This is a genomic window from Nitratifractor sp. (assembly GCF_015487065.1).
Taxonomy (GTDB): Bacteria; Campylobacterota; Campylobacteria; order Campylobacterales; family Sulfurovaceae; genus Nitratifractor.
The window spans coordinates 1-16,138 of record NZ_WFQN01000070.1 but is presented as its reverse complement, the minus strand read 5'-3'; the positions used below and the strand labels follow the sequence as shown (position 1 = coordinate 16,138).

The window sequence follows — 16,138 nt, the reverse complement described above, 5'->3', positions numbered from 1 at the left end:
GATGTGAGTTTCATCATCAAAGGGGAGAACGCCTACGGCTACCTCAAGGTCGAAAACGGCATCCACCGTCTGGTGCGTATCAGTCCCTTCGACTCCAACGCCAAGCGCCACACCTCCTTTACCTCGGTCATGGTCTCTCCCGAGATCGACGACGACATCGAAATCGAAATCGAAGACAAAGATATCCGTATCGACACCTACCGGGCCAGCGGGGCCGGCGGCCAGCACGTCAACAAGACCGAATCGGCGATCCGAATCACCCATGAACCCACCGGGATCGTCGTCCAGTGCCAGAACGACCGCTCCCAGCACAAAAACAAAGCCGCGGCCATGAAGATGCTCAAATCACGCCTCTATGAATACGAAATGGCCAAAAAGCAGGCCGAGCTCGACGGAATCGAAAAGAGCGAGATCGGCTGGGGACATCAGATCCGCAGCTATGTGCTGCAACCCTACCAGCAGGTCAAGGACAGCCGCAGCGGCCAGGCTTTCAGCAATGTCGACGCCATCCTCGACGGTGACATCGACAAGATGCTCGAAGGGGTCCTGATCGCTCAGGCAAGCCAGGGACAAAAAGGCGAAAAGGCTGAGTAAGAAAATCCCAATTAGCGGAATTGAAGCAGAAGGTTTTCTTTGTCCACTTTAACCGACTGAAGCACATGGGCACGGAATCCCTCTTCCATCCGGTAAAGAGGGATTCCTTCCAGGATACGGGCCACCAACGGAGGAATCCCCTGCCGGGCCGCCATCGAAATATACTCCTGCAAAGAGGGATCCCCCCCGAAGGTGAGGTTTTCAGGCTGCAGTTTTGAAAAATAGAGAATATTTGTCTTGGGATCGTAGCGAAGGGTTCCGTTATATCGGACAATTCCCTCAATCCCCTCGGGAATCTCGAAACTGGTCATAACAAAACGGGCGGTAACGCTCAATGAATTGTTTTGATCACCGCTCTGGGTCACCGCTGCAAGGACTTTGACCTGACCAAATCGCCCTTTGCCGGTTTTGGGAAGCGCTTTTTTGCATCCCTCATCCAGATCACTCAACGTCAGCTGTTTTTGCGAATTTCCAAAAAGCATAGGTCCCTGCACCGCGCATCCGCTGACAAAAAAGAGCAAAGTGAAAAGCCAGTAAATTTTTTTCATCATTCTTCCTCTGCTTTATCAAAATCTGATTTTATCAAAAGAATTATAACCGCTATGAGCTTGTACTCTCATAGGGGAGGAGATGCTCTCCCTCCAGCAAATAAATCCGGTTACATTTTCGTGCAATGAGAGGATCGTGCGTCACCATAAAAAGAGCCGCTTCATGTCTATTGACGTAATCTAACAGCACCCGCATGACCAGTTCGGAGGTCTCCAGATCCAGATTTCCCGTCGGTTCATCGGCAAAGATAACCCTGGGTTTTTTACTCAGAACCCTGGCCAGAGAGACCCGTTGCTGCTGCCCCCCGGACAGCTCGCTCACCTTCTGATCGATCACTGTGTCGATCTCCAGCGATTCAAAAAGGGTCTCCTCGATCTCCTGTCGGGCCAGCATCGCAGCGATCTCTACATTTTCACGCCCCGTCATTCCCTTGAAAAGATAATGCTGTTGAAAGACGATCCCGGTCTGATTACGCCGCAAGATCTCTTTTTCCGATTCGCTGATACGGTAGAGATCACGCCCCATCAGCTCTACTTTTCCCTCCAGGGGTTCGATGAGGCCGGCCAGGGTATGCAGAAGTGTCGATTTGCCGCTGCCGCTGCGCCCCATCACCGCCACACTCTCCGAAGGACCGATCGCAAGGGAAACCTCCCGATAGAGGGGATAATCAAAAGCGTGAGCCAATTGAGTGGCAACGAGATAGGGTGAAGACATCGACTTCCTTGAAGCAGTAAAAATGGTGTTGGATTATATCACAGGAAAAAAGTGGAAAAAAGAAGTGAGGCAAAGAGGGCTGTCGGAGCAGCCCTTTCAAAAAACAGGCAGAAGAATCAGGGATTATTTCCCCATCTGCTTGGCGACTTCGGCGGCGAAATCCTCTTCGACCTTCTCGACGCCTTCGCCCAGCTCGAAGCGGACATAATCGACCAGCTTGGCGGAACCGCCGGCCTCTTTGGCCGCCTTGGCAAGATATTCACCGACGGTGATCTTGTCATCCATGACGAACTTCTGGTTCTCCAGGGTGTTGTCCTGGAGGAAGCGCTTGATCTTGCCGGGGAGGATCTTCTCCAGAATGTTCTCAGGCTTGCCCTCTTTGAGGAGCTGCTCTCGGGCGATCTCCTTCTCTTTCTCGATCACTTCGGCGGGGACGGCCGCTTCGTTGAGATAGGAGGGGTTCATCGCCGCGGCGTGCATGGCGATGTTTTTGAGCGCCTCTTTGACGGCGGGGCAGGTCTCGGGCTTGTCACACTCGGCGGCGACGAGGACACCCACACGGCCGCCGGCATGAACGTAGCCGTTGACGGCGACATTGTCCGCCCCCTCGATCCGGGCGACGCGGCGAACTACCAGATTCTCTCCGATGGTCGCGATCTGCAGAGCCAGATACTCTTTGAAGCTTTGGCCGTCGATCTCGCTCTCAAGGATCTCGTCGGCACTGGCCAGGCCCTGGGCGAAAGCGTGCTCGACCACTTCACCGGCGAATTTCTGGAACTTCTCGTTTTTGGCGACGAAGTCGGTCTGGGAGTTGATCTCCACCATCAGTCCGGCATGATCTTCGATCTTGATGGTGATGGCACCTTCAGCGGCAACTTTATCCGCCTTTTTGGCGGCGGCCCCCAGGCCCTTTTTGCGGAGCCACTCGACCGCCGCTTCCATATCACCGTCGGTCGCGGTGAGGGCCTGCTTGCAGTCCATCATACCGGCATCGGTCATCTCTCTCAGTTTTTTGACATCTTTGGGTCCGAAGTTTGCCATGTTACGCCTCCTTGCTTTCTTCCGCTTTTGTCTCTGCAGGAGCCTCTGCCGCTTCGGCTTTCGCTTCGTCGACAATCTGCTTCACTTCCTCTTCACTCACGCCGGCAGCGGCGGCTGCTTCTTCGTTGATGGCGGCAGGAGCTTCCCCCTCGCCTTCGACGGCACCATGCTCCTCTTCGTAGATCGCTTTGCCTTCGAGGATCGCATCGGCAATCTCACGGCAGAAGAGATTGATGGAACGGATGGCGTCATCGTTACCGGGGATGGGGTAGTCGATCAGATCGGGATCGCAGTTGGTATCCAGGGGAGCAATGACCTTCATGCCCATCCGGCGCGCTTCGTTGACGGCAATGTGCTCTTTGACGGCGTCGATGACGAACATCATGTCGGGAAGCTTTTTCATATGCCGGTACCCTTCCAGGTAGTTCAGAAGCTTCTCTTTTTTGCGGCGCAGCATCAGAGCCTCTTTTTTGGTCAAGAGGTTGATCTGTCCGTTCTCTTCCATCTGCTCGATGATTTCGAGCTTGCGGATGGACTTTTTGATAGTGGGGTAGTTGGTCAGCATTCCGCCCAGCCAGCGGGTGGCGACGAAAGGCATCCCGGCACGCTGCGCGTGCTCTTTGACGGCGCTGCGGGCCTGTTTTTTGGTTCCGACGAAGAGGATGGTCTGTCCCTCGGCGGCGGCGTCACGGACGACATTGTAGGTGTACTTGAAGTAGCGCAGGGTTTTCTGCAGGTCGATGATGTAGATATTTTTCCGCTCACCGAAGATGAATTTCTTCATTTTGGGGTTCCAGCGGCGTGTCTGGTGTCCGAAGTGTACTCCGCACTCCAGCAGGTCTTTCATGGTTACCATAAGTTTGCTCCTTGGTTTATCGCAAATCGTTTCGGATCGTCAGCCGATCACCTCAGGTTTGAACCTCTGCAGCCCTTAATGCCTGACGGCACAACCTGTTCAAGGAATAACTGCATGAGAATTTCGCCTACCCACAGAGATAGGAAGCGCGATTTTACCCAATGATCGCTTAAAAATGGATCATCGAGAAGCTACTATCGTACCTTATGCATCACTTTCAAGGTTTCAAATAGGTGTCAAGACGGCTGAACCATCCCTGTTTGAAACGCCAAAGCCGTCGCTCGGGCGGTGCGATACGGATCAAACGGGTCAAGACCTTTTTGGCCGCCACATAAAAGGCGTGATGGGGATCAGGATCTTTAGGATCCATCCGGGTCAGCACCTGATAGAGGCCCCAGCCTTTGCCCCGGTAGCGTTCGCTTTTGTTGATCCCGTCCCCTTTGAAGTTGATGTAATCGATGAGGATGTAGGCTCCCTGAGGATCGACACTACCCTCTTTGCGGTAGAGCAGCCGCCGATAGTTGCTCTCGACAATCCGACCCTGACCGTGGGCTTTGGCGTAGGCCAGGATTTTGGGATAGGCCCGGTTGAGACGCTGCAGCATGAAGCGGGCCTGCAGTCCCTTGGTCCGGTCCAGAAACTCGGTCAGCTCCCGCATCCGTTTTGTCTGCTTTGCTTTCGCCCGCTTCCACTCTTCGTAGCTTTTCCAGATACAGTGAGTTTCGGGGCTCAGCCAGCGGGGCGGCTGGGCCCCGTGGGCAATGAGAAAACGCAGCATCGGAGGAAAGGACTCCCGGAACCACATCGGTTTGTCTTTGGTGTACCAGATGAAATGCCCGATGCCGCAGGAGGCGAACTCTTCGCCCTTGTTCCACCAGACCAGCTGGCGGCGTTGGCCCGAACCTTCGTTGAGCCAGATCTTGTGGGCGATCCGATTGGCCTCTGTGTCGCTCAGTTTTAGTTCCGAAGCTCCAAGGGCTGTATGAAATGAAACAAGAAAGATGCAAAGAATGGGGAGATTCTTAATGAGGAATGAGGAATGAGGAATAAGGAACCGAAAACGAAAGCTACGCTCTCGAATGATGAATGGTGAATGATGAACGGTGAATGATTTCGGTTTGCGTTGCTTTGCAACGCTTCCAATAACCAATAACCAATTACCAATAACGTCGCCGAAGGCGGCACTGCTTGCGACGTGCGACTTACAACTTGGAACTTTTCTCCTGCCAACTGCCGACTGCCGACTGCCGACCTCTTTCAAATGACAAACGACAAACGACAAACGACGCAATCTCACTCCTAACTTTGAACAAGCTCTTTGAGCGTGTTCAAGACCTCTTCGACATGTCCTTTGACTTTGACCTTTTCCCATTTGGCGCGAATGATACCGTCGGGATCGATGAGGAAGGTGGAGCGGACGACCCCCATGTACTCCCGGCCGTAGTTCTTTTTGAGCTGCCAGACGCCGTAGGCTTGGCAGACTGTTTTTTCCTCGTCAGCCAGGAGCGTCACTTTGAGCTCCTTTTTGGCGATGAAGTTCTGGTGTTTGCGCACACTGTCAGGACTCACTCCCAGTACCGTAGCTCCCAATGCTTGAAAATCACTCAAATGGGCAGTAAAATCCAGGGCTTCGGTGGTACAGCCGGGAGTATTGTCCTTGGGGTAGAAGTAGAGGACCACCCAACTGCCTTGCAGATCCCGCAAGCAGACCTCTTCATTGTCCTGATTGGGCAGGCAGAATTCGGGGGCTTTTTCACCGAGATTGGGCATAATAACTCCTTGAAAAGATAGTGGGCGAAGTATAACAAAAGTGAGGCAACGATGAATGAAGCAAGCAAAGAGGAACTCTTGGCAGAGATCGAAGCGCTGATGGCCTATGGGAGGAAAGATCCCACAATCAACCCTTCCCTACTGGCCTATCTCGATCTCCCTTCTCTGATTTCGATTCGGGATCGGCTCAAAGAACGCAGCGCTACCCTCAAAGAGGAGGACAAAGAGTGGCTCAAACAGTTCAAAAAAGAGGAGTAGGGAGGTAGGTTCAGCTCCCCCGAATCGGCGGAGCGGGATGGGCCGCCAGGTAATCCTCGGCATCCCAGGCTTCGATCCCCCGACGTTTGGCTTCGGCAGCCATAAGCCCCGAAGATTCAGAGTTCAGGAGCTCTTTCTCTCGGTCGTAGAGCCGAGCGCTACAGACACCGCAACTGGGGCTGCGGTCTTTGCCGATGAAGAGGTCGATATCGGGATGCTCCTCGAAGAAGCGCCGGGCATAAGCCTCTACCGGCGGGCTTAAATCGGCACCCGTGACATTGGAGATCGCTTTGATCCCCTCCTTTGTCTCCACCAGATCCATCGTCGGTCGCGGTGTTCCGAAGCAGAAATCCTCCGGACAAAAAGGCACCAGCTCATAAGCTGCCAATTTGCCCAGCAGTTTCGGATCTTTGTTGTCACTGCCGTCGTAGCGACAGCGCTCCCCCAGCAGGCAGGCGCTGATGGCGGCTTTGGGGCGGTCCATCAGCCGCGTCCGAACATCTTGCCCAGCATCCCCAGGGCTCCTTCGACCCCGCCGACCTGATCCAGGAGATTGGAGAGCATGTCACTGCCGGCAGGCGTCGCTTTGTCCACGACCGCCGGCAGGGCATCCGCCAGGGCCTGCTTGGCACTCTCGGTACTGAGCCCCAGCTCCTGAGCAAAAGCCTGAACTTTCTCACTGCCCAGCACCGACTCGACGGCTTCGGGATCGACCGGAGTATTCTCACCCTCCCCCAGCCAGCTCTGGACCAGATCTCCCAAACCGCCGCCGGCAAAACGTTCCACCAGTCCCGCCAGATCAAGCTCACCGTTACCACTTCCCAGAATATTGGAGAGTGCACTGCTGATTGTGTCGGTATCGAGACCGGTAGTGGCATCATCACTGTTGTTTTGAATCATAGAGGCTCCCAGTTGAAGCAGATCGTCGAGGTTCATCGTAAACTCCTTTGCATGAATTTAACCCAAATATGCATTAGCCAGTCTGCCATCTGCATCCTTGAGTGCTCTGAAAACCGAGAAGGTTCCTCTTCGTCATCCTGAACTCGATTCAGGATCCACGGCACGATGGATATTCCAAGTCCCGGTTTCCGGGGAAAGCCCGGAATGACGGAGGTTATTCAGGGCCTTCAATTTGAATTTAAAAGAGAAACAGGAGTAGGTAGACCCAGACTCCCGTCAACGCGGTCAGAAAGATCCCCCAGGCGGTACGCCATCCGTTACGGATATGCCGGAGGGAGTAGCCCCCCGGGAGATTGCGAGAACGCCAGTTGCGCTCCGCTTTCACCAGAGTCCTCCCCCACCAGTAGAGGGTCAGGAGTGCGATAAGCACATGCACAAGCAAACAGCCGATTAGGAGCCAACGGGGCAGAGAGGTCAGCTGCGCGTAGCGGGCAAATCCGCCGCCGGCTCGCACCCCGTATTCAAACCAGCCCACCACAACCAGAGCCAGAAAAAAAAGCAGCCACTGATACCACCGGTGCAGGTCATAAAACCCCTTTCTGGCCCAGAGAATCCCCAGATAGAGAGCCAGTGGGAGCAGCGCCATCATAATAATCATCACATCCATGAAAAAGGGGGCCCGTGTCCCGAAAAAACCGGGGGCAAACATATACTGCATCATCTCAAGCTCTCCTCTGCATCAGAAAATCACGATCGACTGGATCTCGGTAAACTCCTCCAGGGCGAAACGGGGGCCTTCACGGCCGACACCGGAGAGTTTGACCCCGCCGTAAGGCTGCACGTCGAAACGGACGGTGGGGATATCGTTGACCACCACTCCGCCCGCCTCCGCGGCATCGATAAAGGCTCGGGCCGCCTGGATGGAGTCGGTGAAGATCGAATACTGCAAGCCGTAGGGAGAGCTGTTGATCTTCTCGATCGCCGTCTCCATATCGGGAACGGAGACCAGTGAGACGACCGGGGCGAAGACCTCCTCACAGACGATCTTCATCTCGTCGGTGACGTCGGTGACCACTGTCGGCGGGAAGATCCCGTCGACCTCTTCGCCGCCGACCAGGATCGTCGCCCCCTCATTGCGCGCACTGGCGACCCAGCTTTTGGCCCGGTGGCGGGCATCTCCGTCGATCAGAGGCCCCATGAAGGTCTCTTCTTCGTAAGGGGATCCGACTTTGAGCAGTTTGGTCTCTTTGGCCATCAGTTCGGCGAATTCCTCATAGACCGCCTCGTGGACGTAGATCCGCTGTAGGGAGATACAGACCTGCCCGCTGTTGTAGAAAGAGCCGAAGGCGCACTTGGCCGCCGCATCGGCCAAATTGGCGTGGCGATCCACATAGGTGGCGGCATTGCCCCCCAGTTCCAAGGCGACCTTTTTGATTCCCGCTTCGGAACTGATAATCTTGCCGACGGGAACCGACCCGGTGAAGCTGATGACCCTGGGAATGGGACTCTTGACTAGAGCCGACCCCACTTCCGCATCTCCGTAGACCAGACTCAGAGCATCGGGAACGGCATGCTCAGACTCCACAAAGAGCTTCGCCAGCTTGTAGGCGGTCAGCGGAGCTTCGGGAGTCGGCTTGAGCACCACCGCGTTTCCGGCACCCAAAGCGGGAGCGATCTTGTGGGCAATAAGATTGAGCGGGAAGTTGAACGGCGTAATGCAAACCGCTACACCGGCCGGGACCCTGCGCCAATAGGCGGTGGCGGGGCGTCCGCTGGGAGTCGCCTCGGTGGGAATCGTCTCCCCGCCGAAACTCACCAGCTCTTTGGCCGTCAATTCGATCGTCTCGGCACAGCGGCGCACCTCGATCCGGGCAAAGTGGATCGGCTTGGCGATCTCGTCAACAATCAGCCGGGCGAAATCCTCCTCGTTCTCCCGAATCTTTCCGGCCACATCCTCCAACCAGGCAATCCGCTGATGCAGGGGGGCTTTCGCCGCCGCTTTGGAAGCGACTTTGGCGATCTCCAGTGCCCGCTTGGCATCGTCGGGGCTACAGACGGGGTAGCGGCTGACCACTTTCCCGTCATAGGGGTTTTTCCGCTCAATCAACGTCTCCCGGCTCTCTTCATTGGATCCGAAGAGAATCTTTGCTTCCCGATCTTCCTCGCTGCTTCCAAAGAGTTTGAACAGTGCCATCAGCGCTCCTCCCTTTCTTCCTGTTTAAAATTCACTCTGATCAATTGTAGCAAAACTTCCCCTCTTTTCAGGGCTTGTCTCGTCCGCAGCTCCCCTCTTCACAATAGCTCTTTTTCAAGATAAATTTCCAAATAAAATCCTTGATCGCCAGGGCGACACAATAGAGCCACAAAGCATCCAAAACCCACCACCGGGGATAATCAAGGCCATAGACCAGGGCCGAATAGCCCAAAATCATAATCCATTTGAAATAGTAGAAGAAGAGGATTCCCGCCCCGTAGACTTCACGCCAGAGTTTTTGCATACTTTTTCGCTTTCAGCTCAAAAGAGCTTTTGTATAAAATCCCCGACCGCACTATTGCCGCGAATCTCCTTGGGGACAACCTTTTCGATCTTCTTGTTTTTGATCACTTTCTGAATCTTGTGCTCCAAGGCCTGAGTCAGCATCGGAACAACTTTCGGTCGGCTCAACGGCCCGACGATTTTCAGTTTGTAGATCTTGCCTCGATCAGCGATATCGAGGAGAGCATCGATGCGCTGACGGCTCCGATCAATTTTCCCCTGTTTGACGGCCAGTTTGAAACGGGACGACGACGCATGGAAATCGAACAGCATCGTCTTAGCTTTCATCTGGGCACTCAGAATCGCTCGACTGAAAATCTCCCGGCTCAGATCCTGACGCAGGAGCAGCGAAGCGGCCTGGGTCAACGGACTCTGCACCAGACGGATCCGATCCGACTCTACTTTCAGCGTCCCCTGATCCGTCGTCAGGTTGTAGCGCAGATCGCTGCGGGCCCTCCCTTCAAGCAGCGGTGAGAGATCCAGCGTCCGCATGATCTTCTGCAGATCGATCTGCTCGGTTTTGAGCCGCAGCAGTGATCCCTCCAGCGCATAGGCGATCCGGCCGCCCCACTCCCGTCCGCCGCCGTTGAGATGGAGTTTGCCGTCCCAACGTACTTTGCCCGCCAGAGCCAAAGGTCCGCGGTAGGTTCGTCCGGTCAGGGCTTTGAGCCGGCTCAAATCGGGAATCTTCAGCTGATAATCGGAGGAAAAGAGTCCTGACGGAATCCGGTAGAGCGCTTTTTGCAGGGAGAGATCCCCCCACCCGGTCTGAAACGACGCTTTGGCCGCCAACGCATCGCCCTGAAGTTTTCCGCTGCTTTTTAGCTCTATCGGCAGTGCGTGCCCCGGATCGATTTTGTAGAGCCGTCGCATCGCCTGACGATCCAATTTCCCCTTGAGCGCCAGGGCGAAGTTTCCTCGGTGATGGGCCAAATCATTGAGCTTCAGCGATCCGTTCAGAGTGGCAGATCTCAGGAGCGAGGGAACCCCTGCCAATCCCGCCAGACGTCCGGCATCCACCCCTTTGGCATCCACACTCAGCCGGTTGCCGCCGTAGGTCCACGCAATCGTTCCGCCGAAGGACCGGGTATTGCCCGTGACTTTGAGCATCTTTTTGATCGGAAGATAGGCCATTTCCCCCTCTAAAACAGCCGGATAGCTTCTCCGTGCCTTGGCAAAGAGCCGGAGCCGATGCAGATCGGGAAGCGTGACACGATACTTCCCTTCCAGCGCACCGCTGATCCATTCGTAGCGAAGTGTCTCGAGAGATAGATTCACGAGAGGACTGTGATAGCGGGCATCCGCCGTGAGGAGACTCTTTTTGAGCCGGCCTTGACTCTGCACAGAGAAAGCCAAATCTTTGCCCAGATCGGTGCCGGTGAGTTTGAGGATCTCCTGACGGTTCCAGATCCCCTGCGCCTGCAAGACGTAGTCTCCCTCCATCGACGCCAGATCCTTCAGACGGAGCACGGCATCCACCTCTCCCGAGCTTGCCAACGGCGCCTGTCCCACCATAGCCAATAGCGAAGGAATCGCTACCTTGTTCAACTTCAGATCCAATGCTCCCCGATCATAGAAAAAGGTGGTCTTCCCTTCCAGACTCGGGCTGACTCCTGTCAACTGTAGGCGTTTTGTCTCCCGATCGAAATAGAGCTCACCTCCCATTTTCCAGGGGCCGTAGAGGGGCTGTTTGGTCAGTTTTTTCAAGCGGGAAAGCTCGGGAATATCCAGGAGATAGGCACTTTTGAAGATCCGGAAACTCCGATCGCTCCGGAATCGCCTCAAGGTCAGATTGAGCAGTCCGCTGTGCAGCGCCGCCTCCCCTTTGAGAAGCTTTTTCTCCAAACGGAATTTGCCGTCGAGCGTATAGCGTTTGACGGGAGGGACATCGAGATGGAAATCCCGTTTCAAGACGGTCGGATCGATCTCTCCCTCACGCACGGTAAAGGCGATTCCCCCTTCGGGATTCGCCGCATCGTATCGCGGAATATCCGCTTTCAGATCCAGCCGTCCCGTCGCATAGGGGGGACGCCCGACCAGGGCCAGCAGCTGCGCCACCTGGGCGCCATGGGCCTGAGCACGAATACCCAAAAGCTGCCCCTTTTCCACCCGAAAAGCATAAGAAAGTGCGGCATCGAAGCCGTTGCCTTTCCCGCTGACATCGAATCGGGAGGGACGCCCCTTCAGCGTCCCTTTGAGATCCAGATGCACCGGATAGCGCCGGCCGTTCAGCTCCACCGCTTTGGCCCAGACCCTGTAGGGGAGATCAAAGTGCATTCCAAACCATCGAACCGGTCCCCAAACTTCGAAGTGAAGGCTCCCATCGATCCGTCCACTCACCCCGAGAGAAGCGGGGCCCGGCTCCAACCGATCCAGAACAACCCGATGCTTGGGAACTTTGTAGTGCAAATAGAGATTGGCCGCCGGCAAGAGGAGGTAGTTCCGTCCCGGCGGAGTGAAAAGAATCGCAGCAATCAGCAGAATAAACGATAGAAAAACAATGAGTGTTTTTTTCATCCGAACCCCGGAATTTTGATTGGGTAGATTATAACAAAACTGCTGAGAGGATTAGAAAATTTTCATGGAGCCTTCCGGAAATCCGGGAGATACTCGGAGCTTCTTCGGAGGAGAGGGGATCCGGAGGCACTTCTCAGAGAGCCCCCAGAGCCTTTTTGACATTGTCATCGGCCATGGAGACATTCCACTCCGGCTCCCAAACCACCTCGACCTCGACGTTTTTGACACCGGGAACCCGCATCTCCACCGCATCCTTGACCCACTGGGTCAGCATCTGGTGCAGCGGGCATCCCCGAGTCGAGAGGGTCATGACCACTTTGACGTTACAATCGTCATCGATGATCGCATCGTAGATCAGCCCCATCTCCACCAGATTGAACCCCACTTCGGGGTCGATCACATTGCGAATTGCATCGAAAACCTGCTCTTTGGTAATTTCACACATTTTTACACCTCGTGACTTTGACAATTATCAATAAAAGCGTTGCGAAGCAACGCAAACCAAAATCATTCACCATTCACCATTCATCATTCACCATTCACCTTCCAAAAGAGAGCATCCATTTCACACTGGCCAACATAAAGCCGGCCCCCACGATCAGCAGGGCCACGCCGCCGTAGTAGAGATCGTTGAATTTGAACAGGATCCCCACTCCGGCCGTGACCACACCCGCCGCACTCAGAGCAAACTCCCAGTCCGCCATCTTTTTGGGATACATCTCGTTGAGCATCGGGACCCTCTCTTTGCCCACCAGAGGACTGTAGCGCTCGAACCAGACCAGAAACGGGACAATCTTGTAGAGGTGACCCGTAATCAGAAAGGTGACAAAACCCATAATCAGAAACCAGGCTGAAGCCAGGATCACATTTTCCCAGTCGCCAAAGAGCGAGACGACAGCCAAGAGTGCGGCAAGCACCAGCGACCCGTAGCCGAAAAACATCGACCGGGCCCAGATGTCGTTCTCTTTGCGGGCACGGACTTTATAGATCAGCCAAACCTGCCGCAGATAGAAACCGATAGCGACCAGCATGATGAGCATCGCCAGAAAACGTCCGACAGAGAAACCGATCAGGGTAGAGACAAGATGCAGAATCACCCCGCCCACCATCAGATTGAAGGCCCGGTTGATCGGCCCCTCGTCAAAACCGTGGGCCAGGCCGAACATCGGCAACAGGATCAGCGAGAGCCCCATGATGGTCAGGACCACATAACCGCCCAGCACCAACACGGCATGGGTGCCCAGCCACCAGGAGACATCCACTTTGACCCCGGCACCGATCGCCAGGGTCATCACAAAGCCCACGACGATCCCGGTGGTGAGAAAAAGATTGGCCGCCACAGCGGTCTTGACCGTGAGGGTAATATTCTCCGCCTTTTTGAGAGTCATCAGCGTGTCATAGAGGTAGATCAGCATCGCGGTCAGCACCAGCAGCCCCCCATAGGGCAGCACCGCCGGAGCGATCCAGAAGCCCGTCACCATGGTCAGCGTCCCGATCAGTAGCAGCGGCCAGATCACATAGTAGAGATCGACCGAATGGTGCCCAACCTCCACGACGACGGGAATCAGCTGCGCCATGGCTCCGAAGATGATCATCATCACGAAGCCCAGCAGGAACCAGTGGGCCCATCCGGCGATCATCGGATCGAAGTGACCGTGCAGAGGATCCAGAAAAAGCAGCAGAATACTCCCCACAAAGAAAAAGAGCGTCCCGATAATGAAAAAGGGCGCGATCATCCCGAAAGGCGGGGCGTAGTCTCTGGAGACGGAAAACATCGCTGTCTCAGCCCTCGCAGTGGCTGTCGTCCAGCTTGGCCGATTCGCTGGCGCCGGGCTTGTAGCTGAAGATCAGTTTGATCCGGCCGTCGGGCAGGTCTTCTTCGGCGATGTTGTAGTTCTCTTCGATCTTGGCCAAGAGCCCCATGGGCTTCTTGTGGTTGATCATTACCAGCTTTTTGTCCGGACCGTCGATGAACTTGAGCCCGGCCATGGCGTTGACCATGGGCTCCGGAGGACCGCATTTGGAGGTGTCAAACTCATAGACCTGAGTCTCCCCCTCCTTGTAGGTGAAAAAAGGCACAGTTGCACCGGGAATCTCAATGGGTTCTTTTGTGATATCTGACATATTTACTCCTGATTGAAAGATAGCGCATTATAAGACGGGAAAGATTTGAAGCACTTGATTTTGATCAAGAGATGATGAAAAAAAGTGGATTTTTTCTATTTCTCCCGTCGGGGGAAATTTCTTCCGACGAAATCACGGGCCATCGCATCGAACTTTTGCATCCGCTCCCGGCCTTTGGGGAGTTCCTTGCGCAGGCGTTTCATCCGACTGAGAAACTCCTCCACTCCTTGAGGTAGAATCCCCTCGAACCAGCGACGGATATGCTTGGCAAAAGCGGGAGAACTCCCCGAAGTAGAGAAAGCGACGGTCAGATCCCCCTGCTGCACATAGGAGGGAAAGATGAAGTCGCAGTAGCGGGTATCGTCGACACTGTTGACCAGTACCCGGCTGCTGCGGGTCTCTTCAAAAATCTGTCGATGTAGCTCCACCGTATCGGTCGCTACGATCACCAGATCGTACTCCAGAGCCTCTTTTGCACGGTAGGGACGCACCAGAAGCGTCAGGCAGTGCTCCCGGGCCATTCCGGCCACCGATTCAGAGACTTCCCGGGCCACCACGGTAATCTCTTTGGTGAAGTCAAGCAGCTTCTCCAGTTTTTCCGCAGCGATAGCACCGCCGCCCACCAGCAGAATCCGTTGGCCCTCCAGCTGCAAAAAGGCGGGGAAATAGGCCATCAGAGCTTTTTCTTCAGATCTCCGTGATAGACGACCGTCGAAGGATCGATCTCCTCTTCGGTACAGCGTTCCAGAAGATCCGGGACATCCGGGGCGGCATCGAGCTCTTTGATGGCTGCATCCAGGTCTTCCTGATAGGTCATCATCATTTCGGCGGAGATAACGTGGGGAGCCCGTTGGATCTCCATGATTCGGGCAATCTCTTCGTTGACATCCTCCGCTTCGATGGTGACGATGATCTTGCCGCTGCTCTGCTCTCCGAAATGGTACTCGCAGATGCCGCTCTCTTCGCACCAGCTTTTGACGGTGTCGTAATGTTCCGGCGTACACCGGATGACGATACTGGATATATTCATTTTCGCTCCTGTTATTTAAGTTTCCACATCATCACCATCGGGTCGTGACTGGCGCTGAAAAGGGTCTGTTCATCGGCAAAAAGTATCCGGGTCAGAATGCTCTTTTGCCCCTTGAGCAGATAACGCGGTGTTTTGCTTTCCAGATCGTAGACAGTGATGGAGTTGTCGTCATGCATCGCATAGGCGGCATAGCGGGCCGAAGGGCTAAGCGCCACCGCATAGACGAGAAAATCACTTTGGAAATATCCGTGCTCTCCGGTGGAGAGATCAGCATAGGAGGCCCGGCGATCCTGGCCGCCGGCAACGATCCGGTCCCGACGGATATCGACACTGAAGATATTGTCAACGTGGACGTGTTCCAGAGTTTTAAGAATCTTTCCGCTAGCGGTATCAATAACCGTCAGCACTCCACTCTCCCCGCCGAAAACCGCCCGTTTCCTGGCAGCGTCCAAAGAAAAATCGGAGAACTTCGACTCATTGAGCTGTCGGCGGTAAATCTCTTTTTTCGCGGCAATGTCGTAGAGGACCGCCTCATTACCCAACGTGGCAAAAAGGATCCGGTTTTTATCGATAAAGCGGGCTTTGATGATATTTTGGCGGTCCGACGCTCCCAAAAGTAGGGTTACTTTGCCGTTCTCCAGAATCCGCAGATCGCTGAAGCCCCCCTGCCCGCTGTCACTGAGGATCAGAAAGCGCCCTCCCTTCTCATCGACACTGAAGACCTTGTCATCGATGAGATCGCCCATAAAGTCTTTGACCTGCGGCAGATGCAGAAGCGTCGTCACTTTGAAACTCTGCAGATCGACCTGTTGCAGGCTGCCGTGATCGGTTCCCATCAGCAGTGTACCGTCGGCCAAAACGATATCGTTGACGGCGCCGTCGGCTTCGATCTGCCGGACCGGAGCAAGCGTGGGGAGTCCGGCCGTCAGCCAGGTCGCTGCGACGAGCAGAACGGAGAGAACCCGTTTCATGCCGTTTCCTCTTTTTTATCTGCGACCAAAGCGTCAAGGACCGCCATCACCTTCTGTGCGATCGTCTCTTCATCCAGGTTACACTGCACGCCGTAGAGATCCTCCTCCGCGTCAAAAAAGTCTTCGAACTCCTCAATCTCGGCCAGACGCCGGGGAATCTGAGCGAAACGCTCCTCGCCCAGGGCTTCACGGATCCGTTCGGGCAGGAAAACCATCCAGTTGTACTCCGTCGGATCGACTACCTCCGCTTCGTCAGCTTCCTCTTCCACATTGGGATC

General features: G+C 54.9%; 21 protein-coding genes. 2 read left to right on the top strand and 19 right to left on the bottom strand.

Annotation, left to right across the window (positions count from 1 at the left end):
- Positions 1-594: peptide chain release factor-like protein (locus tag F8I07_RS03870; protein WP_292655982.1), on the top strand; the 594-nt coding region annotated here is incomplete at its 5' end.
- Between the two features lie 11 nt (positions 595-605).
- Here F8I07_RS03870 and F8I07_RS03865 read toward each other — a convergent pair.
- From F8I07_RS03865 to bcp, 6 genes are all read right to left on the bottom strand, one after another.
- The gene (locus tag F8I07_RS03865; protein WP_292655980.1) at positions 606-1,142 is read right to left on the bottom strand and encodes a hypothetical protein; all 537 of its coding nucleotides are present in this window, start codon (positions 1,140-1,142) and stop codon (positions 606-608) included.
- 52 nt (positions 1,143-1,194) lie between these two features.
- Entirely contained in the window at positions 1,195-1,857 is a 663-nt protein-coding gene (locus F8I07_RS03860) for an ABC transporter ATP-binding protein (RefSeq protein WP_292655976.1), read from the bottom strand.
- A gap of 123 nt (positions 1,858-1,980) precedes the next feature.
- Positions 1,981-2,898: a translation elongation factor Ts gene (gene tsf, locus F8I07_RS03855; RefSeq protein WP_292655974.1), complete on the bottom strand. Its 918-nt coding sequence runs from the start codon at positions 2,896-2,898 to the stop codon at positions 1,981-1,983.
- 1 nt (position 2,899) lies between these two features.
- Positions 2,900-3,754 (bottom strand): 30S ribosomal protein S2, encoded by an 855-nt coding sequence (gene rpsB, locus F8I07_RS03850; protein ID WP_292655971.1) that lies wholly within the window; start codon positions 3,752-3,754, stop codon positions 2,900-2,902.
- 217 nt (positions 3,755-3,971) lie between these two features.
- Entirely contained in the window at positions 3,972-4,559 is a 588-nt protein-coding gene (locus F8I07_RS03845) for a hypothetical protein (RefSeq protein ID WP_292655969.1), read from the bottom strand.
- Positions 4,560-5,053: 494 nt separating this feature from the next.
- A complete protein-coding gene (gene bcp / locus F8I07_RS03840; RefSeq protein WP_292655968.1) occupies positions 5,054-5,524 on the bottom strand; it encodes a thioredoxin-dependent thiol peroxidase in 471 nt (156 codons plus the stop codon).
- A gap of 51 nt (positions 5,525-5,575) precedes the next feature.
- On the opposite strand from bcp, the gene F8I07_RS03835 reads away from it, so the two are divergent.
- Positions 5,576-5,782, top strand: coding sequence for a hypothetical protein (locus F8I07_RS03835; RefSeq protein WP_292655965.1), 207 nt, complete (start codon positions 5,576-5,578; stop codon positions 5,780-5,782).
- A 10-nt stretch (positions 5,783-5,792) separates the two neighbouring features.
- Here F8I07_RS03835 and F8I07_RS03830 read toward each other — a convergent pair whose 3' ends face one another.
- The 13 genes from F8I07_RS03830 to F8I07_RS03770 form a co-directional block, all read right to left on the bottom strand.
- Positions 5,793-6,266 (bottom strand): DUF523 domain-containing protein, encoded by a 474-nt coding sequence (locus F8I07_RS03830; protein ID WP_292655962.1) that lies wholly within the window; start codon positions 6,264-6,266, stop codon positions 5,793-5,795.
- Positions 6,266-6,718, bottom strand: a complete 453-nt coding sequence (locus tag F8I07_RS03825; RefSeq protein WP_292655960.1) for a YidB family protein — start codon at positions 6,716-6,718, stop codon at positions 6,266-6,268. The genes F8I07_RS03830 and F8I07_RS03825 overlap by 1 nt, the downstream gene beginning before the upstream one ends.
- 202 nt (positions 6,719-6,920) lie before the next feature.
- Complete coding sequence (locus F8I07_RS03820; RefSeq protein WP_292655957.1) at positions 6,921-7,403, bottom strand: DUF420 domain-containing protein; 483 nt, start codon at positions 7,401-7,403, stop codon at positions 6,921-6,923.
- 18 nt (positions 7,404-7,421) lie between these two features.
- Positions 7,422-8,876: an aldehyde dehydrogenase family protein gene (locus F8I07_RS03815; protein WP_292655953.1), complete on the bottom strand. Its 1,455-nt coding sequence runs from the start codon at positions 8,874-8,876 to the stop codon at positions 7,422-7,424.
- Positions 8,877-8,943: 67 nt separating this feature from the next.
- Entirely contained in the window at positions 8,944-9,180 is a 237-nt protein-coding gene (locus tag F8I07_RS03810; RefSeq protein ID WP_292655950.1) for a hypothetical protein, read from the bottom strand.
- A gap of 17 nt (positions 9,181-9,197) precedes the next feature.
- Positions 9,198-11,735 carry a hypothetical protein gene (locus F8I07_RS03805; RefSeq protein ID WP_292655947.1) on the bottom strand — a complete coding sequence of 846 codons (2,538 nt, stop codon included), beginning with the start codon at positions 11,733-11,735 and terminating at the stop codon, positions 9,198-9,200.
- Positions 11,736-11,868: 133 nt separating this feature from the next.
- On the bottom strand, positions 11,869-12,180 hold the full coding sequence (locus F8I07_RS03800) for a metal-sulfur cluster assembly factor (protein ID WP_292655944.1): 312 nt from the start codon (positions 12,178-12,180) through the stop codon (positions 11,869-11,871).
- 94 nt (positions 12,181-12,274) lie between these two features.
- Positions 12,275-13,510 (bottom strand): hypothetical protein, encoded by a 1,236-nt coding sequence (locus F8I07_RS03795; RefSeq protein ID WP_292655942.1) that lies wholly within the window; start codon positions 13,508-13,510, stop codon positions 12,275-12,277.
- A gap of 7 nt (positions 13,511-13,517) precedes the next feature.
- On the bottom strand, positions 13,518-13,859 hold the full coding sequence (locus tag F8I07_RS03790; protein WP_292655940.1) for a hypothetical protein: 342 nt from the start codon (positions 13,857-13,859) through the stop codon (positions 13,518-13,520).
- Positions 13,860-13,954: 95 nt separating this feature from the next.
- On the bottom strand, positions 13,955-14,533 hold the full coding sequence (locus F8I07_RS03785) for a bifunctional precorrin-2 dehydrogenase/sirohydrochlorin ferrochelatase (RefSeq protein ID WP_292655938.1): 579 nt from the start codon (positions 14,531-14,533) through the stop codon (positions 13,955-13,957).
- Positions 14,533-14,889, bottom strand: coding sequence for a chaperone NapD (locus tag F8I07_RS03780; RefSeq protein WP_292655936.1), 357 nt, complete (start codon positions 14,887-14,889; stop codon positions 14,533-14,535). The genes F8I07_RS03785 and F8I07_RS03780 overlap by 1 nt, the downstream gene beginning before the upstream one ends.
- Before the next feature lie 11 nt (positions 14,890-14,900).
- A complete protein-coding gene (locus F8I07_RS03775; protein ID WP_292655933.1) occupies positions 14,901-15,860 on the bottom strand; it encodes a WD40 repeat domain-containing protein in 960 nt (319 codons plus the stop codon).
- Positions 15,857-16,138: hypothetical protein (locus tag F8I07_RS03770; protein ID WP_292655930.1), on the bottom strand; the 282-nt coding region annotated here is incomplete at its 5' end. The genes F8I07_RS03775 and F8I07_RS03770, both read right to left, overlap by 4 nt.